General features: G+C 41.3%; 26 protein-coding genes. 21 read left to right on the plus strand and 5 right to left on the minus strand.

Annotated features, from left to right (window positions below):
- The first annotated feature begins 23 nt into the window (after positions 1-23).
- The 12 genes from H3299_RS07880 to H3299_RS07935 all read left to right on the plus strand — a co-directional run bounded on the left by H3299_RS07880 (position 24) and on the right by H3299_RS07935 (position 10,775).
- A complete protein-coding gene (locus tag H3299_RS07880; protein ID WP_182417153.1) occupies positions 24-1,457 on the plus strand; it encodes a phage tail sheath subtilisin-like domain-containing protein in 1,434 nt (477 codons plus the stop codon).
- 43 nt (positions 1,458-1,500) lie between these two features.
- On the plus strand, positions 1,501-2,007 hold the full coding sequence (locus H3299_RS07885) for a phage major tail tube protein (RefSeq protein ID WP_182417154.1): 507 nt from the start codon (positions 1,501-1,503) through the stop codon (positions 2,005-2,007).
- Positions 2,008-2,061: 54 nt separating this feature from the next.
- A complete protein-coding gene (locus tag H3299_RS07890) occupies positions 2,062-2,400 on the plus strand; it encodes a phage tail assembly protein (RefSeq protein WP_182417155.1) in 339 nt (112 codons plus the stop codon).
- Positions 2,401-2,520: 120 nt separating this feature from the next.
- On the plus strand, positions 2,521-5,412 hold the full coding sequence (locus H3299_RS07895; RefSeq protein ID WP_182417156.1) for a phage tail tape measure protein: 2,892 nt from the start codon (positions 2,521-2,523) through the stop codon (positions 5,410-5,412).
- Positions 5,413-5,838: a phage tail protein gene (locus H3299_RS07900; RefSeq protein WP_182417157.1), complete on the plus strand. Its 426-nt coding sequence runs from the start codon at positions 5,413-5,415 to the stop codon at positions 5,836-5,838.
- A gap of 18 nt (positions 5,839-5,856) precedes the next feature.
- Positions 5,857-6,063 (plus strand): tail protein X, encoded by a 207-nt coding sequence (locus H3299_RS07905; protein ID WP_182417158.1) that lies wholly within the window; start codon positions 5,857-5,859, stop codon positions 6,061-6,063.
- 3 nt (positions 6,064-6,066) lie between these two features.
- Positions 6,067-7,179, plus strand: coding sequence for a phage late control D family protein (locus H3299_RS07910; protein ID WP_182417159.1), 1,113 nt, complete (start codon positions 6,067-6,069; stop codon positions 7,177-7,179).
- Positions 7,180-7,218: 39 nt separating this feature from the next.
- Positions 7,219-7,923: a hypothetical protein gene (locus H3299_RS07915; RefSeq protein WP_182417160.1), complete on the plus strand. Its 705-nt coding sequence runs from the start codon at positions 7,219-7,221 to the stop codon at positions 7,921-7,923.
- 79 nt (positions 7,924-8,002) lie between these two features.
- Positions 8,003-8,944 carry a glycoside hydrolase family 19 protein gene (locus tag H3299_RS07920; RefSeq protein WP_182417161.1) on the plus strand — a complete coding sequence of 314 codons (942 nt, stop codon included), beginning with the start codon at positions 8,003-8,005 and terminating at the stop codon, positions 8,942-8,944.
- A 761-nt stretch (positions 8,945-9,705) separates the two neighbouring features.
- A complete protein-coding gene (locus H3299_RS07925) occupies positions 9,706-9,861 on the plus strand; it encodes a hypothetical protein (protein WP_182417162.1) in 156 nt (51 codons plus the stop codon).
- 138 nt (positions 9,862-9,999) lie between these two features.
- Complete coding sequence (locus H3299_RS07930) at positions 10,000-10,302, plus strand: hypothetical protein (RefSeq protein ID WP_182417163.1); 303 nt, start codon at positions 10,000-10,002, stop codon at positions 10,300-10,302.
- Positions 10,299-10,775: a hypothetical protein gene (locus H3299_RS07935; RefSeq protein WP_182417164.1), complete on the plus strand. Its 477-nt coding sequence runs from the start codon at positions 10,299-10,301 to the stop codon at positions 10,773-10,775. Before H3299_RS07930 ends, H3299_RS07935 begins: the two co-directional genes overlap by 4 nt.
- On the opposite strand, the gene H3299_RS07940 is transcribed toward H3299_RS07935, so the two are convergent.
- Positions 10,769-11,344, minus strand: coding sequence for a WYL domain-containing protein (locus tag H3299_RS07940; protein WP_182417165.1), 576 nt, complete (start codon positions 11,342-11,344; stop codon positions 10,769-10,771). The genes H3299_RS07935 and H3299_RS07940 overlap by 7 nt on opposite strands.
- Positions 11,345-11,676: 332 nt before the next feature.
- Between H3299_RS07940 and H3299_RS07945 the strand changes: the two genes are divergently transcribed.
- From H3299_RS07945 to H3299_RS07965, 5 genes are all read left to right on the plus strand, one after another.
- A complete protein-coding gene (locus tag H3299_RS07945) occupies positions 11,677-12,027 on the plus strand; it encodes a hypothetical protein (RefSeq protein ID WP_182419792.1) in 351 nt (116 codons plus the stop codon).
- A complete protein-coding gene (locus H3299_RS07950; protein ID WP_182417166.1) occupies positions 12,024-12,767 on the plus strand; it encodes a Bro-N domain-containing protein in 744 nt (247 codons plus the stop codon). Before H3299_RS07945 ends, H3299_RS07950 begins: the two co-directional genes overlap by 4 nt.
- A 77-nt stretch (positions 12,768-12,844) precedes the next feature.
- The gene (locus H3299_RS07955) at positions 12,845-13,132 is read left to right on the plus strand and encodes a hypothetical protein (protein ID WP_182417167.1); all 288 of its coding nucleotides are present in this window, start codon (positions 12,845-12,847) and stop codon (positions 13,130-13,132) included.
- Positions 13,133-13,189: 57 nt separating this feature from the next.
- Positions 13,190-14,458 (plus strand): type VI secretion protein ImpB, encoded by a 1,269-nt coding sequence (locus H3299_RS07960; protein WP_182417168.1) that lies wholly within the window; start codon positions 13,190-13,192, stop codon positions 14,456-14,458.
- A 5-nt stretch (positions 14,459-14,463) separates the two neighbouring features.
- On the plus strand, positions 14,464-14,715 hold the full coding sequence (locus H3299_RS07965) for a hypothetical protein (RefSeq protein WP_182417169.1): 252 nt from the start codon (positions 14,464-14,466) through the stop codon (positions 14,713-14,715).
- 85 nt (positions 14,716-14,800) lie between these two features.
- On the opposite strand, the gene H3299_RS07970 is transcribed toward H3299_RS07965, so the two are convergent.
- Complete coding sequence (locus tag H3299_RS07970) at positions 14,801-14,986, minus strand: hypothetical protein (protein ID WP_182417170.1); 186 nt, start codon at positions 14,984-14,986, stop codon at positions 14,801-14,803.
- A gap of 494 nt (positions 14,987-15,480) precedes the next feature.
- On the opposite strand from H3299_RS07970, the gene bla reads away from it, so the two are divergent.
- Positions 15,481-16,359 carry a class A beta-lactamase gene (gene bla, locus H3299_RS07975; protein ID WP_182417171.1) on the plus strand — a complete coding sequence of 293 codons (879 nt, stop codon included), beginning with the start codon at positions 15,481-15,483 and terminating at the stop codon, positions 16,357-16,359.
- A 62-nt stretch (positions 16,360-16,421) separates the two neighbouring features.
- Here bla and H3299_RS07980 read toward each other — a convergent pair whose 3' ends face one another.
- Positions 16,422-17,444, minus strand: a complete 1,023-nt coding sequence (locus H3299_RS07980; protein WP_182417172.1) for a hypothetical protein — start codon at positions 17,442-17,444, stop codon at positions 16,422-16,424.
- Between H3299_RS07980 and H3299_RS07985 the strand changes: the two genes are divergently transcribed.
- Complete coding sequence (locus H3299_RS07985) at positions 17,444-17,692, plus strand: hypothetical protein (protein WP_182417173.1); 249 nt, start codon at positions 17,444-17,446, stop codon at positions 17,690-17,692. The genes H3299_RS07980 and H3299_RS07985 overlap by 1 nt on opposite strands.
- An 857-nt stretch (positions 17,693-18,549) precedes the next feature.
- On the opposite strand, the gene H3299_RS07990 is transcribed toward H3299_RS07985, so the two are convergent.
- Positions 18,550-18,861, minus strand: a complete 312-nt coding sequence (locus H3299_RS07990; protein WP_182417174.1) for a hypothetical protein — start codon at positions 18,859-18,861, stop codon at positions 18,550-18,552.
- Positions 18,858-21,416, minus strand: coding sequence for a mechanosensitive ion channel family protein (locus H3299_RS07995; RefSeq protein WP_182417175.1), 2,559 nt, complete (start codon positions 21,414-21,416; stop codon positions 18,858-18,860). The genes H3299_RS07990 and H3299_RS07995 overlap by 4 nt, the downstream gene beginning before the upstream one ends.
- A gap of 509 nt (positions 21,417-21,925) precedes the next feature.
- On the opposite strand from H3299_RS07995, the gene H3299_RS08000 reads away from it, so the two are divergent.
- Together H3299_RS08000 and secD are read left to right on the plus strand one after the other, a co-directional pair.
- Positions 21,926-22,357 (plus strand): hypothetical protein, encoded by a 432-nt coding sequence (locus H3299_RS08000; protein WP_182417176.1) that lies wholly within the window; start codon positions 21,926-21,928, stop codon positions 22,355-22,357.
- 302 nt (positions 22,358-22,659) lie between these two features.
- Positions 22,660-25,197 carry a protein translocase subunit SecD gene (gene secD / locus H3299_RS08005; RefSeq protein WP_182417177.1) on the plus strand — a complete coding sequence of 846 codons (2,538 nt, stop codon included), beginning with the start codon at positions 22,660-22,662 and terminating at the stop codon, positions 25,195-25,197.
- The last annotated feature ends 218 nt before the right edge of the window (positions 25,198-25,415 follow it).

The raw sequence follows: 25,415 nt of genomic DNA on the forward strand, positions 1-25,415 counted from the left end.
TATTTTACCCAAGGAGAACTGAAGTGGCAGCTGTATCTTTTCACCACGGCACCCGCGTTTTTGAATCTGCTGAAACACCCTTGTTGGTGCGCCTTGCACAAACGGCTGTCATTGGCATTATTGGCACTGCGCCCGATGCTGACCCGCAAGCCTTTCCATTAAATAAACCCGTGCAGATATTAAAGCCACAAGATGCGGCTCTGCTTGGCAAAACTGGCACATTGGCAAAGGCACTCGATTCCGTTTATGACACTGTTATTTGTCCAGTCATCATCGTGCGCATCCAAGACGCGGAAACAGCGCCAGCCTTATGGGCAAACGCAATCGGCGACCAGATTTCTTTTACCGGCGTTCATGCCTTTCGTCGCAGCCGCGCCCTTGGATTATATCAACCCAAATTGCTTATTGCCCCAAGCCTTACTCAAAGCGCGGCAAGTGACGGCATCGCATCAATCAATGTAACTATTGCAGGAACTGGCTATAAGGCCGACAGTACTTTTGTTAGCATTACTGGTACAGGCAAAGGCGTTGAAGCTGAAGCAATTATTGATGATGGTGGAGCAATTAGTGCCATCATTATTAAAAAGCCAGGCTATGGCTTTACTGGCATACCTATTGTAACAATTAGCGGTGATGGTAATGGCGCAACAGCAACAGCCAATATTGGCGCAACCATGAACCCAGTTGTTGCAGAACTCATGGGTGTTACCGATAAAATGCGCGCGGTTGCCTATGTTGATGCCCCAGATACTACCGACCAAGCAGCCGTGCAATATCGCGGCCTAATCAATTCAGGACGCATTATTGTATGTGATCCAAAAGTGCTAAAATTTGACACCGATAAGCAGTATAATGTGCCAGAGCCTTCATCTGCAATCTTTGCTGCATTGCAAGCCAAAATGGATCTTGAACAAGGCTTCTGGTGGGCAGGCTCTAATATGCCGATTGCCGGTATTGTTGGCATCAACCGCCCGATTGAATATGGTGCCCAATCCAATTACCTTAACGAAAACCGCGTTAATACCATTGTCAATATTGACAATGAAGGCTTTCGTGCATGGGGCGTTTGGACGTGCGACAGTGATTTAATGTGGCAATTTATACCCGTGCGCCGCACTGCCGATGCCATAAATGAAGGTGTTGAAAAAGCCTATTTGAAATTTGTCGATAAGCCATTTTCTGTGGCCAATCTCAAATTCATGGTTGAAGGAGCACGCACATTTTTCCGAACGATGGAGCTTGAAGGCGCAATCTTGCCCGGTTGGGATGTCTGGCTCTTAGAAAGCAACACCGATGGTGAGATGGCACAAGGCATCATTAAACTAGGCGTCCAGTTTGAGCCACCTGCCCCAATGGTTGATATTCGCATAACGGCCCACCGCAATATTGCCAGCTATACATTGTTGCTGAACAAAGTTGCGCAGGAAATCAATTCAGGCTCGCTCGCCGCAAATTGATTTAAGTAAATTCATCAATAAGTTAGTATAAAGGTCTAATGCAATGTCTGATTTGCCGCGTTATATTTTACGCAATTGCACTATTTTTGTTGATCAGGTCTCCCAGATTGGTCAAGCAAAATCTGTTAATTTACCCGTGCCTACCGAAAAAATGGAAGAGCTGCGCAATGCAGGCATGGTTATGCCGATTGATGTGCCCATGGGTTATGAAAAGGCTGAAGCCTCATTCAAGCTAACTAGTTTTGACCCGCAGGTTATCTCTCTATTTGGCTTAAAAGTCGGTGCAGAGCGTGAGTTTATGATTACTGGTGCTTTGGCCCATGAAACAGGTGATACGGTAAGTGCTGTTGGCTATATTCGCGGTCGGTTAATGAAGCATGATGCTGGCGACTGGTCGCCCGGTGAAATGAGTGAAAATGATTACACAATCTCGGTTCGCTATTACCGATTAGAAGTTGCTGGCCGCGTTATCATCGAAATGGATCCCTTTAATGTATCGGTTGGTGGTGTTTCGCAGACCAGTAGCATTCGCCAAGCGCTATTAGCGTAAAACTAAATCGCCTCCCGATTAAAACATATATTACGTAAATATAAGAGGTTTATAATGGCTGAAAAATTAGCCCCAGTTACAATCACACTTGAGGACAGCATAACTTATAACAACAAGAATTATGGCAGCATTACTTTTAGCCGTAAAATGATTGGTGAAGATATGCTAGCCAGCGATGCCGTGCAAGGCAAACAGCGTAAAGAATTTGCCACCATTGCCTCTATGGCAAGCGTGCCACTACCAGTGATCACTGGGCTTTCTGTTGATGACTTAACCAATGTGCTGGAGGCTGCAGTTCCCTTTATGGGAAAGCGAGCACAGCAAATGGTGGAGAAAGCGCAACAAGCACAGGAAGCGAAAATGGCGCAAATAGCGGAAAATTCATTGACGTAATTGCCCTTTGCGCCCACCAGCTATGCACACCTGTTAGTGAATTTTTAGCCATGGATATAGACCGCATTTTTGCATTTGCAGAGGCAGCGATAAAACTTACCCCTAAAAGTGGAAAATAAAATGAGCAGCTATACATCAAGCTTGATTATTAAATTAATTGATCAAGCCTCAGCTCCTGCTCGCGTTATTGGTGCCACATTGGGTCGGCTACAAGCGTCGCAGCAAAGAACAAGCGCGGCCCTTACCGCCTCGCAAGGTGCAATGCTAGGCGCGGCGGCGGCAGGCTTTGGGCTTTACCAAGCTCTATCCAAACCCACTCAAGCTGCCATTGCTTTTGAGGGTGCATTGGAAGATATTGCGCAAAAGGTTGATGTGCCAATTTCGCAATTGCAAGAGCTTGGCAAGGAAGTGCGAGCAGTGGCACGCGCCACAACCCTATCGGCGCAAGAAGCTGCATCTGGTATTGACGTTTTGGCTGGCATGGGCGCTAGCCGTGAAGATGCCATGAAGCTGATGAACCCTATTGGTAAAGCGGCCACCGCCTATAATGCCGAAGTTTCAGATCTTGCACAAGCTGGGTATGCGGCGTTAAGCAATTTGAAAGTGCCAGCCGATCAATTTGCCAAAGCATTGGATGCCATGGCACAGGCTGGTAAAGCCGGCGCCTTTGAACTGAAGGACATGGCGCAATATTTCCCAACCCTTGGCGCAGCATACCAAGGCTTAGGGCAAACAGGTGTACCAGCTGTGGCCGACCTATCGGCAGCCCTTCAAATTGTGCGCAAAGGCACGGGCGATAGTGCGAGTGCTGCTACCAATCTAGCCAACATCATGCAAAAGATGCAAGCGCCGCAAACGGTTAAAGCCTTCAGAAAAATGGGGGTTAACCTAGAAAAGGAATTAAAGGTTGCAGCAAAAAAAGGCATGACGCCAATTGAAGCCATTGCTGAGATTACAAATCGCACTTTAAAGGGCGATATGTCAAAGCTAGGTTACCTTTTTTCTGATGCACAGGTGCAGCAAGGTTTACGGCCACTTTTACAAAATATTGATGAATATCGCAAAATTCGTAAAGAAGCGATGGAAGCGCAAGGCGTTGTTGAAGAAGATTATCAAAGGCGGCTAAAAACCGGTGCGGCTGCCGCCAAACGCTTTGGCCTTGCCTTTGAAAGTATTAGCATCACTATCGGCAATATTTTATTGCCCGTTTTAGCCGACCTTGCCGATAAATTAGTGCCAATTATCAATTCCATAGCTGATTTTGCTGAAGCTAATCCTGAATTAACCCGCAATGTTATTTTAGCAACCTCGGCTTTTGTTGCATTTCGTGTTGCGGCAACGGATGCCCGCTTTGCGCTTTTATGGACCAAAGGTGGATTACTTTCAGCGGCAATAAGCGGCATGAGTGGTCTTGGCCAAGCAACCCTTGGTGCTTCAAAAGGCTTTAGCCTGCTACGCGGTGGTGCAACCATTGGCTCGCTTTTTGGTACAATTTTTAGCGGAGGCATTTTTGCAAGCCTCGTTTCTGCGCTTGGTTCGGTAGTTGGTGTCATTGGCGGAGTATTGGCAAGCATTGGTGCAGCTCTTGCAAGCATTACTGCGCCAATATCATTAATTATTGCGCTCGTTATTGGTTTTGCACTCACAGTCTATAATTATTGGGTACCAATATCGCGCTTTATTGTTGGTTTTGCCTCCGTTATTGGGGAAGCACTCGGCGGCATAATAAATTCGATTACTGGTTTTATCAGCGCTGCGGCAAGTTTTGCGGGTCAAAAAATATTTGACCTTATGGCATGGCTTGGTATTGATCCTGAAAAAGTTATGAATGCTGTTGCTAGTGTTTGGAATGTTATAACCGATTTTACCTCTGGTATTGTTAGTTGGTTTAAAGGCCTACCAGAAGCAATTGGCAATTGGTTCTCTGATATCTTCACCATGAATGAATATAGCGACAGTGAAGCTGATGGCTTTGAGGAAATGGGGCGCAATATTGCCCAAAAAATATTAAACGGCCTTAAAAACCTACCATCAACTATTTTAAGCCTCATCGCGTCTATTCCTTCTGGATTGTCGTCACTAGCGGGTAGCTATGCGCGTTTAAGCATGGATTGGGGTGCAAAACTACTTAGCGGCTTGCAAGCTTGCGTCGCGGCTATTTTGCCGATGATTGCGGCCCTTCCATCACAGCTAAGAGGACTTATTGGCAATCTAGCAACAATAGGGCTTGCTTGGGGGCAAAGCTTTGCTAATGCATGTTGGCAAGGAATAACTACTATTGGCACAATGTTGACTGGTCTGCCATCAAAGATCGTTTCAACCGTGGGAGATCTTGCAACCATTGGTATGCAATGGGGGCAAGGCATTGCTGCCGCAATGTGGAGCAACGTAACCGCATTAGTTCCGCAAATGGCGACACTACCAACTCAATTAACCGCTGCAATTACGGCAAACGCTGCGGCCTTTGTGGAAGCAGGCCAGCACTTAATGTACGCGCTGATGGATGGCATCAAGCAAGTGATGAGTGAAATTGTTAGCTATATCCAATCAAGCATATCAAATGCTGCTTCAAATGCGGCAGGTTCTCTGCGCGGCATGTTGCCTGAATGGATGGGCGGCACGCCAAGCGCTCCTGCAACGGCTGCCATCGATGGTGCAAGGGCACTAGGCGGACCAGTGGCGCGCGGCGGTACTTATCTTGTCGGTGAGCAAGGGCCAGAACTGTTTTCACCTGGTACCAGTGGTCTCATCCACCCTGCAAGCGATACTGCGGCACATTTAAGCAGCATCGCCAGTATGCGCAGTCCCAGTCTTACTACGGCACTACCAAGTGGCGGTAATGCATCTGGCGGCGCAAACAAACAAACAAGCGTCAATCTTGGCGGCGTTACAATTAATGTCCACGCAAGCCCCAATATGGACGTTAATGCTCTCACCGATACGATTATGCGTAAATTAGCAGCTGAAGTTGATGCCTTAGGGCGCAGCGCCTTTTCTGATGGAGTATATTAAATGCCGATACCAATGTGCTTGGGCCCCTATATGTTCCACTCCACCCGCTTTGGCTATAACCGCTTAGGGCGCAGTTTAAGTACAACTTGGGCAGAGTTAAGCGTGGTTGGCGGACTTAATGTGGCGCAATGGATGGGCGGCCAAACAGACAAGGTTCGGCTTGAAGGTGTGCTTTTTCCTGAAGAGTTTGGCGGTCTTATTGTTATGGAAGCTTTGCGTATAGCAGCAAAAGGCGGCCTTATCTTTCCACTTATTGCCATGACGGGGCAGTATTTTGGCAATTACCGCATTGAAGGAGTGGAGGAAGACCAGTCTTATCACACCCGTTACGGCCTTGCGCGGAAGAATGTATATTCAATCGCCTTAACTTTTCATATTGGCCCACCATCGGCAGGTGTGTCAATTGTTGAAACTTTATTTGGATAAAGCAGGTTTGGATAAGTTATGGCGCATTATAAAACCATCCAAGGCGAAATGCTTGACCGCATTTGCCGCAAAATCTATGGCGATGAAAGCGGCTATGTTGAAGCCGTATTAGAAGCCAATCCGGGTCTTGCCAAAAAAGGCGAGCCCCTACCCTTTGGCACGCTCATTATGTTGCCAGAAGTTGAAAAGAATAACGAGCTTAACCTTGTCTATTTATGGGATTAAACGATGAGCGAGGCAAAAACACCGCATGCCGTCATCAAGGTGAATGGCAAAACCATTGCCGATGGCTTTAATGGCCGTCTAATCTCCGTTCAAATATCAGACAAACGCGGCATTACATCCGACACCATCACGCTTGAATTGCGCGATGGTGATCCATTTTTGGCAATACCAGAAAAAAGTGATGTTATCGAAGCTTGGCTTGGTTATCTTGAAACAGGGGTCGCTTATTTTGGCAAATATACCATTGATGATCCTGAAATTAAAATGAAGCCCTATACCTTGTCAATTAATGGCAAAGGTGCCGATATGCGTGATGGGCTAAAAGCGCAAAAAGGCCGCCATTTTGATAATAAAAGCATTCATGAAATTGTAAGTGAAATTGCCGGCGAGCATGGTCTTTCACCAATGGTGGATCCAGAAGTTGGCTCCTATGTTTATAAATGGGTTGGGCAGCAAGATGAAAGTGACATTCACTTTATTGAGCGGCTTGCGAAACGCCATGGCGCAATTTTCACTGTAAAAGATGGCAAAATGATCTTTGCCAAAAAAGGCAGTGAAAAATCGGCAAGTGGCAAAAAACTCTTGGCTTTTACGGCCACACCGCAAAATACCATCGAGGGCAGTGCCCGCGTTGTTTTTTCCCATCGCTCCAAATTCAAATCGGTTAAAGCCCATAAGCAAAACCGCGAGACGGCAGAGCGCGATTTATTTAGCGAAGAAAGCGATGTGGACGGCACCGCAGATTTTGAAATAGCCGAACCTTTTGGCGATGAGGAAGAAGCAAAAATTGCCGCAAAAGCTAAAGGTGAGGAGTTAAAGTCAAAAACCATAACCACATCTTGCCAAATTGTCGGTGACCCGCGTATACGGGCAGGCTCGCCTTTCACCTACCAAGATATGCGCCCACAAATTGACGGCATTGCCTTTAATATTGAAATTGCAACGCACGCCATCTCAAAATCTGGCTATACAACAAGCATTGATGCCGATTTAAACCCGCAAAAAGATAATGAAGCCAAAAAGCAAAAAAAGAAAAAAGCAAGAAAGGCTAAAAAAGGCAAAGGCGAAACACCAATGCGCGACCTTGATTGGAGTGACCTTGATAATAAGGTGTAATAATTGTAATGAGCGTTTAGGTTATTAGAAAGATAAAAAATGTACTTCATCGCCTTACTTTTATATATTGCCTGTCCTGTAACGCTTGTTGCTGGGATTATTATGCTAATTTTTAAGAACAAACGCAAAGTCGGCATTATAATAGTGGTAAGTAGTTGTATTATCTGGGCTGCCAGTGCCTTTTATCTAAAGGATAGCAGTCGTGGGATAGTCTTCCCAACCGGTTTTGTAAGTTATGACGATTACCTTGCCGCTAGGAAAGAAAATATAACGGACCCTGAGAAGTGGAAAGAATTTAAAAAACTCCAAGAGTTTAAAACTACTCTATATATTGACCCTCGTAGTTTGGAAATGCTGACGGACAAAAAGTTTAGAAATCAAGAATTGCAAGAAAAATTAGATTATCTTGAAGCATTAACCAAAACTGAGCAGGGAAAAGCATGTTTAGACAGTGCACAGTGTGTGGGCCATAAGTTCTTACAAAATGCTGAAATCGCTTGTAGCAAATCTATAGAACAGTTAGCCACTTACGGAGTTGAATGGACGAGCGATACTACTACCCCCAAATTTACGCGTTTTAATTGGAAGAATAGTCGCCTGCACATAATTTCGTATATAGGTGACTCTGTGAAATTTCAAACTTTCGCTGGATCATGGCAATATCAGACTTATCAATGCGATTATGATTTTTTAGTTGATCATGTCATTGATGTTAAGGCAACGACAGGACGCCTCTCTGATTAACTTGTCATAGCCAGTCTAAATTATTCAAAGGGCAGCTTTTAGCTGCCTTTTTTATTGCCCATTTAAAAAAGGATATCTCATGAAGCTGACAGCAAAAATGCTGCGTCAGATTGCTGGCGCACGCGCAAAAGAACATAATATCCAATCCGTAATTGATGCTTATAATCGCTATGGCACGCGCTATGGCCTTGATTTACCGCATCGCTTGGCACAATTTCTTGCCCAAATCCTGCATGAATCGGATGGGCTATTTTACAACCAAGAAATATGGGGCCCAACCAAGGCGCAACACCGCTATGATATCCGCACCGACCTTGGCAATACCCCGACACGTGATGGCGATGGCAAAAAATATAAAGGCTGGGGATTAATCCAAATTACCGGCAAGGCCAACATCACTGCCTTTTATAATTGGTGCCTTAATGAAAAAATGTCGCCGCCTAATTTTATTGAGCAGCCAGAACAAATCGCCAAAGCCCCTTGGTCTGCCCTTTGCGCCTTTTGGTATTGGAATACCAACCGCATTAACCGCTATGCTGATCGCGGCGATATTGAAATGGTAACCAAATGCATTAATGGCGGGCTTAATGGCTATGCCGACCGCTTGCAATGGTATGATAAGGCAAGCCTTGTCTTACTTGGTTTTGATACAATTAAAGACTTTCAAAAAACTGCCAATATCATGGTGGACGGCATTTCAGGCCCACGCACGAGAGCAGAAATGCATAAGGCCTTAGTAAAACTATCAGATAAAGCAGCTTTGCCAAAAATCATCACTGATGCCCCAGTAGTGGAGGTAAAAATTCCAAAGCAATTGGATAAGCCATTGCACAAAACCGCACCATTTTGGGAGCGTATCACCTCTATTGCTGGTCTTGCAGGGATTAGTGGCGCCAGTTGGCTTGGCGATTGGCGTGTTATCACCGCGCTTGCGGCGGCGCTGATTTTTGTTTCAATCTTTGGGCTTATTTTCCAAGACCGCATTACTAAAGCAATTCGCTCGATGAAAGCACAAATGTAAAAAGCGCCCCAAAAGGGCGCTTTCCAAACGTTTAACCAAAAATCATATGGCATAGATCAACACATTTAATCAGCAGCCAAACACTATGTATGGCTAACTGTATTAATAACGCCACGGGCATGTTTGTCGCAGACAAATGGGATTTCAAAGTTTTACTATTTTTTTTGATTGAAATTTCAAACGAAAATTCCAAATTCATATACACTTCCTTTCGAAGGATTATTGAAAGTAGAATTAAAGCTGTTTAGTACAACTTATAACTCTAAGCTTTCAGCAATCCCTAAAAGGCTAGCTTAGGATTTTTTGTTGACCAGCACGCATTTGCGTGGTACGAACAGGTTGTTGTAATACCTATGCTAGCTCATTGGGTTAACATTTAACAGAGCATTAGCTGCAACTTTTGCTCTGTTCATTATTTGCTTTTTCAAGCATTTATCTATATCTACTACAAAAAATTTTCTGTCAATATATGTGGTTGAGTAGTTAGGTAATTATTGTTTTCCTATTATTTGATAATTTTGCTAAATTCTAACCAACAAATTGTTTTTGTTGGCTATTTTCTATTGTTGAAAAATTCAATAAAAAACAAAAATCTATATTTGGTACGTCAAGCGACCAATTACACCATACATCTAGTTAAATCGCAATTGAAATACGAATCACATGCCCCCTTTTTATAAAATTGGCATTATTGCCCTAATCGTCATAGCCGCTTTTTCAAGCGGCTTTTTTATGGCCGCGAGTTTGAGCGGGCAACCACCTTGAAAAACGCCGCTAATGCCTATCAATCCGCTAGCGAGATCCAAAATGAAGTTAATCACCTTTCTGATTATGCCCTTTGCATTGCTCTTGGTGGGGTGTCAGACGAATGCCAAGTTTTCCTGCGCGGGTTGGACCAAGCCACCCTTAATCAATGAGCCTGCGCAATTGGTCAAAACCGAGCCGCAACTCACCAAATGGCTCATTGCAACCAACCGCTTTGGAACAAAACAAAAGTGCTGGAAATAATACACCACTTCAACCCACCACTAAAAATAACGCCAAGGACAACAATAATGAATGATTTTAAGGATCAACTTGGCTTTATATTCGCAATTCTTGGCGGGCTTTTGGTGTCCATGCTTACATCAACACGCCATTCTTTTTGGCTTGCCCTCACCCGTATTTCTGCCGGCTTGTTTTGCGCCTTTTTCTTTACTGAGCCGATGATGCATTGGATGGAATTAAATCCCGCCACCTATCGCAATAGTGTTGCAGGGCTTTTAGCTATGGCGGGCTACGCGGCAGTGCGCTTTATCAGCGACCTTAATAAAGAAGACCTTTTTCGCATATTACAAATTTTACGAGGTGGAAAATGAAACTTCCCCATATTGAGTTAAGCAAAAATTGGTATGGCGCTATTATTGTGCTAGCTTTCATCGCCTTACTTTTTATAAAACCAATCACCCGCTTTATTGATGATGCTACCTCGCCGCAACCTTGGTTTACCGCAGGCTTTGATGTGCCAAATTTTGAAAAAGGACAAGATCCTGAAATCGCCTATCATTTAAGGGTAAACCGCCCAGTGCGTGGGCAATGGTTTACCAGTATTTATGCCCAAGAAGATCAAGGCCAACTTAGCTTAAGCTGTTCTGGTGGTGGTTATGCCTATTATCAGCTTGATACCAATGGCACCACCTTAATGCCATTAAGCCGCTTTATCGGCAGCCACTGCAATTTACGTGCCGGAAGCTACCGCATTTGCACCAATTACGACCTAGAGGACGAAAACGACAACACCCGCACCTTCGGCCCCTTCTGCGACGTGTTTAGGGTAAAAAAAGCTCAATAATATTGTGCTTTTAATAAGTATTTGCCAAGTTCTTTGATTTCACGATTAGTGTCCAGATTGCGTGCAGATATGATATTATCACTTCTAAATGTTCGATCTTCTTTGCGTGAATGACAAAAGGCTGAAATATAATAGACCTTCTGTTGTGGCTGATAGCATATTTCTTTTGGGGTAATGATGCGCTCACTTACAACACCTTCAAAATCGGTATATTCAATTTGAAAATTTGCATCAACAAGGACAGGGCGACAGTTTTCATTAAACCAATTTTGAAACTTGCTATTTGTTTTGCCTTCAAGCCGCCTTATTGTGCGTTCCATTTCAGCAATACGGTCTTGGTTCAGCTGTTCAACCACCTCAATTTTAGCTTCAACTGGCTTTGCTTCAATCGCAGCTATTGCAGTCTGTGGTAAAACTGCAATATCTTCTTCAAGTGGGGGAATAACAGAGCTACGGAACAAATGGGCAATTTGCTTATCTTTTATATCCAACTGGCCACGCAATTTTTTTGCCTTGCGCCAATGATAAATCCAACCAATTAAAAATATAAATGCAAGTAAGAACCCCATAACGCATCCCACCCTTTAAAGAATTTTAAAATTAGCACAGATTTTCTGTTTATCAAATACAGCTTGACATTTATTCGCTTATGCGGCAGATTTTTCCATGGTGCTGAACACACCACCAACAGCGGAAGTGCAACCGATATTGCAATTTCCTTATACGATTATCGCAATGGCAACGCTTTTCAGCGCTTTGCTTGCTATGGTCGGGTGTCCATAGTTATACAAAACCAGTAATGGGAAGGCTATGGGCGGACTGTTGGCCGTGTTCAACCACCCGACTTTATTTTGCTCCCTTGAACAGGAGTACTTTGAACCGATACCAACAGGAGGCCGTTATGGCTGTTACTTCCATTCCCCAACTAACGGATGAATCCGTCTTAGCCCAAAAACTAGCCTATGAAATTTATCATAAAAAGCGGCTTTTAGTCGAAGCTATTATTGAAAACCTAATTAATCTTTTAGATCAAATCGACGGCGATGCTGATTTTGAACCTGATGAAAGTGATTTTGAAGAAGACGGCGATTTTGAACCCAAATATGGTTGGTCTTCCTATTTTAATCAAGATTGCAAAAGCTTTCACAAGGGCGAACCTTATCGGCTGGTCAATGATAAGCATCCAGCAACTGCTATGCGCAGTCTTTTCGAGATACCCGCGATGGATAGATATAAGGGGATTTATATATGAATCCCTTAACCACCTTTGATTTTGAAGACCATGTTGTGCGCTCAATGCTAATTGACGGCGAGCCTTGGTTTGTTGGCAAAGATATTTGTCTATGCCTAAGCATTGAAAATAATCGGGATGCCTTAGCTACTCTGTGCGATGACGAAAAGGGTGTCGGTAATACCGACACCCTTGGTGGCAACCAACAAATGACGATTATAAATGAAGCGGGTTTATACCGCCTTGTCTTTCGCTCACGCAAAGCAGAGGCAGAGCGCTTCAAGCGGTGGCTTGCCCATGAGGTTTTGCCCTCTATCCGCAAAACGGGGCAATATCGCACTGCGTCAATTGACCTTGATAATATTGACGAAAAATTGCGACTGGTGGCAGAGTCTCGCCGCATCTTTGGACGTAAGGCCGCACAAATATTATGGGATGATATTGGCCTACCACCTGTCGCGCAAGAAGACGATAAACCAGTAATCAACCACAATAACCAACTATTAGATTATTTACGCGAATTTATCGACCAATGCTTGATTGAAGACCCAACAGGCCGCATCAGTGCCGATGAAGCTTATAAAACCTATTGTGCATGGGCTGCCAAAGCCCACGCCCCTTATTTTACTAAAATGCACTTTTCGCGACTTATGGTCAAAGGCATTTATATCCGCCGCGTCAAATCTGGCACAAGCTACTATTGCGGATATAGGATTAACGAGGAAATCTTGCTTAATGACCACAAAACAATTTCACATTAACAATTATTAGCATTTTAAAACCAGATATTTGTAATATTTGCCCTTGTTATTTTATATCGCATTCTACTTATAGATGAATGACATATAAACCACTTCTAAAATGGGAAAGAGCGTGGGATAAAGCCCCTCGTGATTTCGTCGCCCTTCATCCAAAAGAAGATTTTCCAGTCGTTAAGATTAGCTACAATGAGGAGCAATCAAATGAAGAACCTTGGGAGTGGCTAGTTGTTGATCCAACAATAACTCCACGCGATTTATTAGACCGTGAAAGTGGAAGCACAAAGCATCAAGTTGATGCAATTGCTGCTGCAGAAAGGGCTTGGTTTACTCTAAGTGATCAAAATTCAAAATTATTTGAAGATTGACAACCGGTGAGAATGAGAACAAAATAAGAACATTCTAATTTAGTGAGTCTTATTTTGATGCGCAAACCAACTGAAATTGAACGTCTATATCTGGATTTTGATGGCTTTTTTGCTTCTGTTGAGCAACAAGCGGATAAAAACTTGCGTGGCAAACCAGTTGGCATTGTTCCTTTTGAGGGAACGGATAGAACGAGTATAATTGCGTGTTCACGCGAGGCAAAGTTGTCTGGCGTAAAGAATGTGATGGGCATTAAGGAAGCACGAGCAATTTGTCCCGATTTAGTTATAGTCCCTCAAAAGCCTGATTTGTATCGTCGGGCACATAACGCAATTATCAATACAATTGAAACCATAATTCCCATTGATGCGGTAAAAAGCATTGATGAGTTGACATGTAAAATTGAGCCTAAATATCGTTCTACACCAGAGGCGCTAGCTCATAATATAAAATCAAAATTATACAATGATATTGGGCAGTTTATTACCTGCTCTATCGGTATGGCTGCTAATCGACAGCTTGCAAAAATTGCGTGTAAGGCAGGCAAGAAAAATGATGGTCAGCAATATGGTGATGGACTAGCAGTTTGGCACCCGCAAATTATGCCAGAACCTTTACTAAAAATTCCGATGGAAGATATTCCGGGGATTGGTAATCGTATGAAATTTCGGTTGCTTAAAGCCAATATATTCAACACTGAAATCCTGCTTAATTTACAACCAAAACACATGCGGAAATTGTGGCGTTCAGTCACTGGCGAGCGCCTATGGTATGCCCTTCATGGCTATGAGATAGAAGCCGGTGAATCTGAGCGCGGTATGTTTGGTCATGGCCGTGTTTTGCCACCCGATAGCCGATCGCTACCAAAAGCACATGCAATTGCACGATTGCTAATTACAAAAGCTGCAAGGCGATTGCGGCGTGAAAATTTTTATTGTGCGGGCATATATTTATCGCTTTCAATCCAAAATGATTATTGGTCACATTATTCTAGACTGCCAGTTGTCAATGACGATCAAGCTATCTTATCTGGGCTTGGCGATTTGTGGCGGATTGCCGAAAACCAATTATCAAAAAATGAAAAGATATTCAAAGTCTCAGTTAGTTTGTGCAATCTATCAAAAGCGGACCAACGCCAGCTAGATATGTTGTTGGATGACGATTCAAAACGCAAAAAGTGGGAAGCAGTGAATGAAGCGGTGGATAGTTTAAATAGTAAATATTCAGGAACGATCATTAGCTTGGGCGATTGGAAGCCCCCCAAAGGCGGACATACTGGAGGAAAAATATCTTATACACGAATACCCACAGCAGAAGATTTTTGGTGAATTAAATGAGTTGGAAAACAGAATTACAAATACAAGACCTAGAGCCTGATACAAAATTGGAAATGTCATGTAAAAAATGCGGGCATATCTATTTTTTAAAGCCAAGTGACATCATGGCTAATGCTGATAATCGTTTTTTATATCTTGATGAAGTGGAAAACAAAGCAAAATGCAAATCACGGGGTTGCACAGGTGAAATCAGAATGATGCTTGTTGGAACAAGGAAAGCAAGTCCATTTCAAGGTGGTTTAGCTTAATAATATGCATTTAAAATAAGTATTAGGAACACACTTTGCATGGGTGATTAAGGCCCATGCAATTTACAGATAATCTATATTAAATTTATTCAACAGGAACTTCTGGCTTCCAACCGCGAACAAAACCAGACGACATGGCATTGGCCGACATCTGCACTTGATAAATAAGCTGCTCGCGCTCTAGCAATAATTGGTTAAGCAAGGCTTTTACGTCCCCACCCCATGCTTCAATAAGCAGGTCAAGTTCATCCTTTTGCTGTGCTGTATTCATAACCGAATCCTTTTATTTTGTTCACCTATTGTTCTATTTTTATTTACAGGAGTCAATCCTTATTTAGGGTTTTATAAATCGTATTGATTCGTTCACACCGTTTAAATATATGGTGCGTAACGTCACACAAAACGAAACACTAAAAATACAACATTTCGACTAAAAATCACAAAAAAACAGAATAAAAACAATAATTAAAATTGATAATTGGCTCCCGCCGTCCGCACCACAATTTTTAGCATTGAAATAAAAAATTGATGGCGCCGATTAGAATTATCCTTAGCCTTAATATGCTATTATAATTTGATTTTTTTGGATTTCGCCTAGAGGTCCAACACATAAACTGGCCTTTTTAGATTTACTAGATTACCAAGTTCACCCTTATTTTCGTTGATTTGCGTTTGTCTTTAATTGTTTAATTATAGTTTGTATTAAAGATCATAGGCATTGCAATTTAAGCTAATTTCAATTTAGGAACAATTTGAAAGATCACCATGAATCTGTGGCATCGCTTATCATTATGTTTATTGTTCATCTTTATTTTGAACTCCCCTGCCCATGCTATTGATAACAAGGCATTAATAAAGATTGTTCAAGATGAAGAGCATAGATTAAATGCGCAAATAGGCGTTGCCATTTTCGACACTCAAACAAACCAAACAGTGAGCTATAAAGGAAATGAACTTTTTCCTCTCAATAGCACACACAAGACACTTATATGCGCCGCATTGCTTAAGAGTTTTGATAATAAACAAATAGATATTACGGAAAAAGTACAATTTAGTAAAACAGACATAATCGAATATTCGCCGATCACTAAAAACCAAACCAAGTCCAAATCAATGAATTGGCTAGACTTATGTAGTGCAGCCGTAAGCTATAGTGATAATACGGCTGCCAATTTAATACATAAAAAGGTTGGTGGCCCCCAAGCCATGAATCACTTTTTTAAGCAATTAAAAGATCACACCACGCGCCTTGATCGCTTTGAGCCAGAATTAAACAGTGCAATTAATGGCGATTTAAGAGATACAACCAGCCCAAATGCAATTGCTTACACTCTTAAAGAGCTTTTGTTTTCAAATTTTTTAAGCCCTTCATCACGCAAGCAACTGATACAATGGATGATAGACGACAAAGTGGCCGACGCATTATTGCGCTCTAAACTTCCAAATGGCTGGAAGATTGCCGACAAAACTGGAGCCGGCGGTTTCGGCTCGCGCGGCATTATAGCAGCGGTTTGGCCAAAGACAGATAAACCAATAATAATAGCAATATACATAAAAAATACTAAAGCAAATATGGAAGAAAGAAATTCTAGTATAGCCATTATCGGAAAACATATATTTGATAGCTATCAAAAGAAGAAATAAATCTTTATTATTAAGAATTATCAAAGCGCCGCATTTTTTGAAGCGCTTTGACAAAAAAAAGATTAAACTGCCATATCTTTTCTGCTTCGCAAACCAATCATCCCAGCAAAGGCCGCAATTATTGCACCCAATATACTTCCAATAAACGCCATCCAACTTCCACGAGCAATTGCATCACTAGCTGTATCAGCCTTGGCCTGAGCCTCGTCAGCAAGCTGTTTCATATAAGTTTGCGTTTCGGCAATTGTTTGACGCATAGTGTTGATTTGATTTTGAATAATTTCACTGCGGTTATTATAAAGGTTAATAGCATTATTAGCCGCAGTTTGCGCCTCAGCTGGCGTCATGCCATTATTTTCTAATGCTGTAATAACATCTTGCTTATTAATATTGGCAGTTAATCCCTTTGCACGTTCCTCAATGCTACTCATCAAATTATCAATGATATTTTGGTAATTTGAAGGATTATATCGAATAGCATTAACGGCGTTTCTTACATCTTGACGCGTAGCATCTAAAGCAGAACGAAGATTTTCAGGTTGCAGTTGTGGTATATTTGTATTTTTTAAAATCTGGTCAAGTTTCTGACGGATATCGTCGCTATTAACATCACTATTTTGATCCCCAACTAAATCATGTAATGATGAGCCAAACGACTGAGCAATATTATCCGAAAGAGATACAGTATTACCAGCAACACTGCCGATCGCCGAAGACGTATTTGAAACCGCAGATGCCCCTATCCGTGCGGCTCCTGCAAGACTCATAGTGGTAATAATTGCACCAACTAATAAAACTGCACACCAGGTTAAAAATCCATGGATTGCACCGTTTGCACCAGCAAGACGACCGGCAATAAAACCACCAATAATAAGGGCGATAATAAGCCCTATAACTGAAGATATTCCAACCGCCATGCCGATACCAGCAAATGGATTGTTACCATAAGGATTTAATGTTTGAAATCCTAAAGCAGTGCTTAAAAACGAAAATAGGATTAATATTGCTAATGTCGAAACGACACCTGCAAAAATAGCAGACCAAGATGTTGTCTTTTTATGTTCTAAATAAGGGGAGCTACTCATTGTCAAGCCTTTCAAATGGCATTGATGTGCAAAAAAATATGCAAATAGGTAAAACCTTATACTTGTTGCAACTGCCAAGTGGTCAAAAGCTTGTGCATCAAATATCTGGCTTTCTAAAAGCAATATTGGAGATAGGAGTTTTGCTACAAAACAAATCTCAGGCAAATTTTTCACAAATTTTAAATTTGTCGCCAAAATTTAGCCGTATTGAATTAAGTAAGGCGATGTTGAAAATAAGAAAGGCTTAATACTAATTTTATTATTGCTTATAAAAAATCGAATGAAATAAGTTCGCTCGTTCAACACCCTTTCAACATTAATATGAATTTCAACGTTTAAAAATAAATATTTATCAATGGAGTTTTATTAGAGAATTGAGAAAATTTAGCAGTATAGGAATGAGAAAGAACCGATTATCGAAAATTAAGCAAGATCGATTGATAGAGCATTAAAAATCGGGAGGTATGCTATCTATGGATATGGAACCGTACCAGTCACATTGTTCTGGCCTTTTATTTTATTGTCATACAAAATCATATCGAATGTAATTGGAAAAACTCACCCTTTTTTCCAACCATGAATATTTTTCCAACATATAATTATCAGCGGCTTCTCATCCCAACTAGTTGAAATGAAATATGCGGAAATATCGTGCTTTCTATCATGCACTATGGTAAAAAAGTTACATATGCACCTCAATCTGTTTTGATTTTTGCAGCATCTTCATATAAGCGCAAAATTTTCGTTCCTCGCTCAAGCTCTCCTATTGTCATATCAATCATTAAACCAATAATACTCGAATGATCGGCACTATAAGCAAGATTAAAGGGTGATATAATAGCTTATATTATTAAAAGGAAAATATCGAAATAGCTTAACTGCTAGGCTTTAAATGCAAAATTTAATAAATTTACTTTGCATCCCACTATCCTATCCTCATTCCCACCTACTTTTGAAATCTTTCCTGTTTAATACTAACATAAAAAAAAAAGACTAAGCGGATCATCGCGTCAACAATACATCTACCAACTCTAATAGTTTGAATTGGCCATTTCGCGCCTCACCCAGCATTATCATTCAGCGTAAAAAAATTTTGTTGCTTAACTTAATGGAAGCTAATACGATTTCCCGATATTTCGATGACTTCACTACCATTAAGTGCATATCGATCACCATTAGCAAGGGTAATAAAGCACCCCTTTAAGCAAAAAGAAATTTGCTTTTGTGGATCAACCGAATAATCACGGCGGGTTGCACCTTCCGCAACAATAATAATTGCGGCTTTATCACCGCTATTTTGAATTGTTGCTGCTGCCGCACCGAAAGAAAAAATGGACACAACAATAAAATTTATAGCAAGCGCAAAGGAAAATGATTTGAGCACTTTATTGTTTTTAACTTCTAATTTATGTGTCATTTTTCAACTTTCTGCTTTGGCAGCTTAGAGTTTTCGGGTGTGGAATTGTCTTTTAGAAGCTCATGATTATCTTTATGTTCACCTTCATCCGCCTCAGATACAGCAACATCGTTATATTGCGGGAAATTACGTTGCTCCCAAGCCTGAACCGCTTTCGACCAATCCGCATAAAATGCATTAAACACCCCCATACGAATAGTATTTTTAATTGCAGTGGTTGACGTAATATCAGGCACGTAAACATAAAGGGTAAAAACAAGCCCTAAATCATCAAAAGACACAAATTCCACTGATGGCTCAGGCTTTCGCATGATTGCTTCAACAGAATTGGCAATAGCTAATAGTTTTTCAGGCACTTCTTCTGGCTTAAAAGCGAGCGGAATCGTAAAGGTTAAATCAATACGGCCAATTTTATTTCGCAAAGTCCAATTACCGACATTGCCATTAATAAGAGTGGAATTTGGAACAATAATGGTGTTTCGCTGTCCAGTTTCAATTTCAGTCGCACGAACATTAATGCGGCGCACAGTACCCTGCACAGTTCCTGCCTCTACATAATCCCCCACCTTAAATGGTCGCTCGGCAAGCAGAATCAAACCAGATACAAAGTTTTGGACAATATTTTGCAAGCCAAAGCCAATACCAAGTGATAGACCGCCCGCAATCAGTGCAAGGCTGGAAAGATTAAGCCCTGCGGCGGACATACCTATCATACCCGCAAGCGCAACAGCCCCATAACCAGCAATCGTTTTAACTGAATTTCGAATACCTGCATCAACATGGCCACGAGCCAAAATTACATTATCAAAGCAACGAATAAACCAACGGAAAAGAGCGTAAAAACCGACAAAAAAGCCGATCCCAATGGCAATACCAGTTATAGAAACATAAACATTTCCAATTTGGAAACCGGTCAATATTTGGTTTAGGGTGCCAAAAATTTCATCACCGGACAACCCAAATTGCATCAAAATAGGCGGCAAACACAAAATTAAGACCAAAACAGCCGTTAACACACCGGCCAACAAACCAAGCTGATCGAGAGTAGCTGGGCCAGCCTTAAAATACTTGCCTATGGTTTGGCCTACTCGCGTTTGTGCGAATGCCCCTTCGCCAGTTAGTGTGCGACTAACACTTAAACCCAAATATATCAAAATTAAAAAGGCAAAACCAACAACAATTTGTTGGATAATAAAACGCCCCATCCCTACATATCCAAAGATTGCACATAAAATGGGAGTCACACCACCAATAATTATAAGATAACGTATGAAACGTGGGAATGGAACAAAACTGCATGCTGGCTCTTTTTTTCCAGGCTTAACAAAGGCAATCAAAACGATTAAGATACCAATAACAACAATACCAAAAAAGTCCTTGGCGATTGACAAAGACAAAGCAGCCGAAACAACTTGATAAGCATCATCAAAAAACCAATTAATGCCAAACACTAATGCAATCGTACAAAGAATAATATTTAACTTACGCGCAGCTATTGGTGTAATATCCACCAAAGCTAAATCTTTAGCACTTGGACGAAACAATGCGCGTGCGATTGAAGCTATCAAAACAACGAGGAAGCAAAGGCGGTCAAAAGCATCGAACATCACCTCAATATCAGTTGGAAACTTGTAGTTATAAGTAAAAATATAGGCAAAAGTTTCAAAGAAAAATATTTCTGCAATGGTAGCTGTTAAACAGGTTAAAAGTGCAATTAAAACAAGCCTTAAATAACTAATACCACTTTCATCATCATAAACCGTTTTCTTCACCCTATGCGACAAATGACGACCAATAAATACAATCGAAGCGCCTACAAAACATGCGCCAAGTAAAGCAAGTCCCAAATATAATAATCTATTATTTACGACCCAATGAGCATAATTCGATAGAATTTGGGAAACGGCATATCCACTGTCTTTGCGCGCAGTATTCACTTGCGTAAAAAAAGCTTCATTAAAAACAACCCGCCGCGTTAACGAGCTGCTAAAAAGCTCACGCCGTTTTTCAACTATACTAATTGTCAGCTGATTTGCCGATATATAGGTTGCCTCAAGATCAGTTACCTGCTTATTAATTTGCGATTTTTGATCCAGCATTCGCTTGCGATCATCAACTTTTTCTTTTGGCTCTTCACCGCTAGCTGGTGCCGCCCCAAGCTGATCCAACTTCAAATTAACATCAATTAAGGGTTGGCGCAAAAGTAAAGCTTGTTGCACTGTATCAGTAGCCAGACTTTGTAATTTAGCCCTTATATCAATCAAGGCAGCATCGTCATTTTGCTTATCTTGAAAATTGTTTTTCAACTGGGTTAAATTATCTTGCAATCCTTGTAGTGTTACCTGTTGGTTTTTCAAGAGATCATCAACATTGATAATATCAGTAACAGGTACGACAGTCGAGGCATCCGCGTTTTGTACCCCAGAGCCAGATATATTGCTAGTTTGAGCATAAGCCGCAAAAGCACCTAAAGCACCAATAAGCGAGATACAGGCAATCAAACCGCAAAAAATTTTGAAGGCACATTGCAATAGTCTTTTAAGATAAATCAACACGTTTAAACCGCAAAATCAGGTTAGAATTACTAGGATTAAGAACTAAGATTTTAAATAGATTAAATCTATCGGATTGTAAGCCCTTCAATATAAAGGAGCGCAAAATTTTTAAAAGCTGAAAATTGAATATATATCATGAACAATTTGTTATTAGTTCAAACGATCTCAATATTTAGCAAAAAGAGTAAAGACTTAATATCAATTAATGGGCCTTAAAAGCCAACCTACCAATATTTAAGAATGCCATTTTTAAAATCAAATTTTGGTCGCACATAATAACCATTGAAGATCAAGCCCAGCAATAAATTATCAGCTGAGATTTGAAATGATTGTTAGGTATCTTTTTCAATACCAAAATAAGACAGTTTTATCACATTTGTTGATATTATAGCTTTACAGTTGCGGTTTAAACTGCCACAAAAGTGCTATATTGAACAAACTTAAAAGAATATTGAAAGCTCTTACAAATTATTAAGATTACAAAAAATAAAGAGAACCTTTAATCGCCGATGCTTTTAACCTTGCCGAAATTCCACAATATACGATATGGAATAACAACAATTCCTCTGTGGATTATTGGTGGTCTTTTTCTTTATATTTTTACTTTTATTAATTTACACGATGAGGCTATTCTGCCTAGCATAGCAATCAAATCCGCAGCAGACATTTCCAATATTGAAAAGAGATTACCCCGCCATAATGCATTAAGTTTTTTAAAGCAGCCTTTATTTACAGCAAAAACTTATAGCGTATCATTTAAATTCGATAATTTAGATAATGGAAAAAATATTAACTTAGTGCGTGTTAGCAGTTTGTTATTGACGTTTAACGTCCAAAGGTCGGCAGAAAAAAACAATAAAAATGGCTTTATTCAACATATCTTTACCGCCACACAACGCGCACCTCCATCTTTTATAGACCCATATGATTTGGTTATCTGAGCCTAATGATAAAGTAATTTCCTTCGATGGCCATTAACCAGCTATCTTTGTGCTTTTAAATAATACATCGACAGCTATAAACTTTTACATATTTATCGAACCTAATTATCATTTAACAAACGAAAAGCTGCAAATGGTTTTTAATAACCCAATTGCGATCTTAGTTAAATAATGATTGTCGATATTTTGGTAATTATGCGAAGAATGCAACCTTGAAAATTGCATTTTATAGCTTTTTACGTTAGTTGTGGCACAAATTATTTTTTAGCTAATCTTTTCCTTTTACATTCTGGATAAAATTAATGCGTACACCTCCTTGGCTTGTTTATCTCTACAGCTTTATTTTGCTGGTAGGCGTTGTCATTGCGCTCCCCAACATGTTTTCTGAAAAAACATGGGAAGAAAAATTCCCGTGGCTTCCTGATACCCGCGTAACACTCGGTCTGGACCTTAAGGGTGGTTCCTACTTAGTTCTACAAGTTGATGAAGCAGCAATGAAACGCGAGCGGCTTCGAAATCTGCTTGATAGTGCTCGTGAAAAACTTCGTGCCGAAAAAATCCCAGTTCAATCAACACGTATGCAAAACGGTGGCATTATTGCAATTGTTGATGATGCAACCCAAAGGCAGCGTGCTGTTACGGCATTAACAGAACTTATTAATCCTATTTCTACAGGTGCTTTCGGCGTTCCGGTGAATGATCTTGACATTACTGAAAATGGCAATCAAGTTCGCGTTGCGATTACTGATGAGGCAATGACCTATCATATCTCTAATGCAGTTGAACAAAGCCTTGAAATTGTACGCAAACGTGTTGATGAGGTTGGTGTTGCAGAACCTTCCATTCAACGGGTTGGGCCAAACCGCATTATGGTGCAATTACCCGGCTTGCAAGATCCAAGCCATTTGCGTAATTTGCTTGGTTCAACAGCTAAGATGACCTTTCACCTTGTTCGAACTGACGTTGATCGAAGCAATTTACCAGCTGGTGTCAGCATGTTACCTGATAAAGACGATCCCAATACTCTTTATCCTGTTGAAGACAAGGTTGCACTTGATGGCGCCGTATTAACTGATGCCCGTGCCGCGTTTGATCCCCAAACTGGCAAACCAATGATTTCATTTAAATTGAATTCTGAAGGTGCGAGTAAATTTGGCGATATCACAAAAAATAATATTGGCCGCCCTTTTGCTATTGTCCTTGACGGCAAGGTATTGACCGCACCAACCATCCAATCAGCTATTCTTGGCGGTAGCGGCGTTATCACAGGTAGATTTACCAGTGCTGAAACCTCAACAACGTCAGCGTTACTGCGTGCAGGTGCACTACCAGCCCCACTTACGGTTGAAGAAGAACGTACTGTCGGGCCAGACCTTGGTGCTGATGCAATTAAGATGGGTATTTATACCGGTGTAGGTGGATTTATCCTTGTAGCGATCTTTATTATTTTACTTTATGGCTATTGGGGTCTTATCGCCAATATTGCCCTTGCGCTTCACACGGTATTGACCTTCTCTGCTTTGAGTCTGCTTGGCGCGACGCTGACACTTCCCGGTATCGCTGGTATCATTCTTGGTATCGGTATCGCGGTTGACGCTAATATTTTGATCAATGAACGTATTAGAGAAGAAAGCCGAAAAGGTGTTGGCGCGTTAGCAGCCCTTGATCGCGGCTTCAAACATGCTTTCCATACCATTGTTGATGCCAATATCACCTCAATTTTCGCAATGGTACTTTTAGCGTGGCAGGGTTCAGGACCGGTTCGCGGTTTTGCAATTACCATGATTTTAGGTATCGTTATTTCTATGTTTACCGATGTCACCATTGTGCGCATCATGATGAGTGCTGTTGTTCGCCGCTTCAAAATCAAGAATTTACGGATTACCCCTTTCTTGAGCTTTATTCCGCAGCATACCAATTTTCACTTCATGAATGCTCGGTTTTGGGGCATCGGTATTTCTATTGTACTATCAATCGCCTCCATTTTCCTATTTTACAAACCGGGTCTTAATTATGGCATCGATTTTACCGGTGGTAGCCAAGTGGAAATGCAGCGCAGCAGTGGAACAGTTGATTTGGTGCAATTACGCCCACGCCTTGAAGAATTGAATCTAGGCGAAGTAACATTGCAAATGGTCGGCACTGACAATAATAGCGTGTTGATACGCCTCCAACAACAAGAAGGTGGCGCTGACATTCAAAATGCTGCCCTTGATAAAGTGAAACAGGCAACCATTGCTCTTTATCCTGATGCCACTGACCAAGGTAGCGCGGTCGTTGGACCTAAAGTATCAGGTGAATTGGCAAAAAGCGGCTTGATAGCAGTGATCTGTGCGGCTCTTGCCATGACCATTTATATTTGGTTCCGCTTTGAGTGGTTCTTTGCGGTTGGTGCCATTATTACTCTTGTTTTGGATACAACCAAAATGGTCGGTATTTTTGCACTTTTCCAATTTGACTTCAACCTTACAGCCATTGCCGCATTGCTTACCATTGTCGGCTATTCGATCAATGATAAGGTTGTGGTTTACGACCGTATGCGAGAAAATTTGCGACTTTATAAGAAAACCTCCTTGCGCGAAGTTATCGATATGTCAATCAACCAAGTATTGGTTCGTTGTATATTTACCTCGCTAACCACCATTCTTGCCATGTTGCCAATGGCAATATGGGGCGGCAGTGCGGTCCATAATTTTGCTGTACCAATGGTTATTGGTGTTGTTGTAGCAACCTCGTCATCCATGTTTATTGCCGCGCCAATTCTTCTTTTCTTGGGTAATTGGTGGGAAAGAAAAGGCCATAATACACGCGGTGAAGACGTCGCTGTTCCTGCAAAATAAAAACAAAGCCGGATGTGCATTCACATCCGGCTTTTTCTTTAGGATTAGTTTTTTATTGCATCACTTTAATACGATACCATCAATGCCTATATTCAACTATGAAACATGCTTATATCGATTTAAAATTTTGTTTTAAAGGACGTTGACGAGTTACAAAATGGATTATCTGAAACCTTTACCCCATTTCATTTGTGTATAACAAAAAATACCTGTTTTTT

Origin of the sequence: Bartonella sp. HY038 (assembly GCF_014117425.1) — a bacterium.
GTDB lineage: Bacteria > Pseudomonadota > Alphaproteobacteria > Rhizobiales > Rhizobiaceae > HY038.

Bases quoted from the DNA above. Each gene is read 5' to 3' on its own strand.
- H3299_RS07885 (WP_182417154.1), top strand. From the start codon at position 1,501: ATGTCTGATTTGCCGCGTTATATTTTACGCAATTGCACTATTTTTGTT.
- H3299_RS07890 (WP_182417155.1), top strand. From the start codon at position 2,062: ATGGCTGAAAAATTAGCCCCAGTTACAATCACACTTGAGGACAGCATA.
- H3299_RS07895 (WP_182417156.1), top strand. From the start codon at position 2,521: ATGAGCAGCTATACATCAAGCTTGATTATTAAATTAATTGATCAAGCC.
- H3299_RS07900 (WP_182417157.1), top strand. From the start codon at position 5,413: ATGCCGATACCAATGTGCTTGGGCCCCTATATGTTCCACTCCACCCGC.
- H3299_RS07905 (WP_182417158.1), top strand. From the start codon at position 5,857: ATGGCGCATTATAAAACCATCCAAGGCGAAATGCTTGACCGCATTTGC.
- H3299_RS07910 (WP_182417159.1), top strand. From the start codon at position 6,067: ATGAGCGAGGCAAAAACACCGCATGCCGTCATCAAGGTGAATGGCAAA.
- H3299_RS07915 (WP_182417160.1), top strand. From the start codon at position 7,219: ATGTACTTCATCGCCTTACTTTTATATATTGCCTGTCCTGTAACGCTT.
- H3299_RS07920 (WP_182417161.1), top strand. From the start codon at position 8,003: ATGAAGCTGACAGCAAAAATGCTGCGTCAGATTGCTGGCGCACGCGCA.
- H3299_RS07930 (WP_182417163.1), top strand. From the start codon at position 10,000: ATGAATGATTTTAAGGATCAACTTGGCTTTATATTCGCAATTCTTGGC.
- H3299_RS07935 (WP_182417164.1), top strand. From the start codon at position 10,299: ATGAAACTTCCCCATATTGAGTTAAGCAAAAATTGGTATGGCGCTATT.
- H3299_RS07940 (WP_182417165.1), bottom strand. From the start codon at position 11,344: ATGGGGTTCTTACTTGCATTTATATTTTTAATTGGTTGGATTTATCAT.
- H3299_RS07945 (WP_182419792.1), top strand. From the start codon at position 11,677: ATGGCTGTTACTTCCATTCCCCAACTAACGGATGAATCCGTCTTAGCC.
- H3299_RS07950 (WP_182417166.1), top strand. From the start codon at position 12,024: ATGAATCCCTTAACCACCTTTGATTTTGAAGACCATGTTGTGCGCTCA.
- H3299_RS07955 (WP_182417167.1), top strand. From the start codon at position 12,845: ATGACATATAAACCACTTCTAAAATGGGAAAGAGCGTGGGATAAAGCC.
- H3299_RS07960 (WP_182417168.1), top strand. From the start codon at position 13,190: ATGCGCAAACCAACTGAAATTGAACGTCTATATCTGGATTTTGATGGC.
- H3299_RS07965 (WP_182417169.1), top strand. From the start codon at position 14,464: ATGAGTTGGAAAACAGAATTACAAATACAAGACCTAGAGCCTGATACA.
- H3299_RS07970 (WP_182417170.1), bottom strand. From the start codon at position 14,986: ATGAATACAGCACAGCAAAAGGATGAACTTGACCTGCTTATTGAAGCA.
- bla (WP_182417171.1), top strand. From the start codon at position 15,481: ATGAATCTGTGGCATCGCTTATCATTATGTTTATTGTTCATCTTTATT.
- H3299_RS07980 (WP_182417172.1), bottom strand. From the start codon at position 17,444: ATGAGTAGCTCCCCTTATTTAGAACATAAAAAGACAACATCTTGGTCT.
- H3299_RS07990 (WP_182417174.1), bottom strand. From the start codon at position 18,861: ATGACACATAAATTAGAAGTTAAAAACAATAAAGTGCTCAAATCATTT.
- H3299_RS08000 (WP_182417176.1), top strand. From the start codon at position 21,926: ATGCTTTTAACCTTGCCGAAATTCCACAATATACGATATGGAATAACA.
- secD (WP_182417177.1), top strand. From the start codon at position 22,660: ATGCGTACACCTCCTTGGCTTGTTTATCTCTACAGCTTTATTTTGCTG.